Genomic DNA, 1,101 nt, shown 5'->3' on the forward strand with positions numbered 1-1,101 from the left:
GGCCTCCCTCACCGCCTGCAAAAAAGCCCCCACGGAACCCCCGCGCCCCACGATCGACGTGACCGTCGTGACGGTTGCGCAGAAGGAAACGCCCGTCGCGTTCGAATTCACCGCGCAGACGCAAAGCTCGCGCGAGGTGGAGATCCGCGCGCGCGTCGACGGCTTCCTGGAGAAGCGCGTGTACACCGAGGGCTCGCTCGTCAAGGAAGACCAGGTGCTGTTCCTGATGGACAAGCGGCCCTTCGAGGCCGCGCTGCAGTCCGCGAAGGGCGCGCTCGCGCAGCAGCAGGCGCGCCTGCTCGTCACGAAGCAGAACCTCGCGCGCGTCGTCCCGCTCGCCGCGCAGAACGCGCTGAGCAAGAAGGACCTCGACGACGCCACCGGCAACGAGAAGCAGGCCGAAGCCGCCGTGATCGCCGCGCAGGGCGAGGTGCGCACGGCCGAGCTGAACCTGAGCTATTGCACGATCCGCTCGCCGCTCAAGGGCCTCTCCAGCTTCGCGCGCGTGCAGGACGGCAGCTACGTGACGCCCACGCAGTCGGGCCTGCTCACCTACGTGTACCAGCTCGACCCGATGTGGGTGAACTTCAGCATCTCCGAGAACGAGCTGCTGCGCTACCGCGAACAGGTCACGAAGGGCCTGCTGCGCTTTCCGCCGAACAACCAGTTCGACGTGACGGTGATCCTCGCCGACGGTTCGGTCTATCCGCAGCAGGGCCGCATCGACTTCACGAACCCCGCGTTCAGCCAGGAGACGGGCACCTTCCTCGTGCGCGCGACGTTCGCCAACCCGCAGGGCACGCTGCGCCCGGGGCAGTTCGTGCGCGCGAAGGTGGCGGGCGCGGTGCGGCCCAACGCGATCCTCGTGCCGCAGCGCGCCGTGCTGCAGGGCGCGAAGAGCCACTTCGTGTGGGTGCTCGACCAGGACTCGAAGCCGCATCAGCGGGTGGTCGACGTGGGCGACTGGCACGGCGACGACTGGTTCATCAACGAGGGGCTCAAGCCCGGCGAGCGCGTGGTGGTCGACGGCGCGATCCGCGTGTCGTCGGATGCGCAGATCAAGGTGGTGGGCGCGCCGCCCTCGCCCGGCGGCACCGGCGG

1 protein-coding gene is annotated in these 1,101 nt (G+C 69.2%); it reads left to right on the forward strand.

The window, feature by feature from the left end; all coding sequences use genetic code 11:
* On the forward strand, positions 1-1,101 hold a 1,101-nt coding region (locus J8I87_RS43050; protein ID WP_245254606.1), incomplete at both ends, for an efflux RND transporter periplasmic adaptor subunit.

Source organism: Paraburkholderia sp. LEh10 (assembly GCF_017814945.1).
GTDB lineage: Bacteria > Pseudomonadota > Gammaproteobacteria > Burkholderiales > Burkholderiaceae > Paraburkholderia.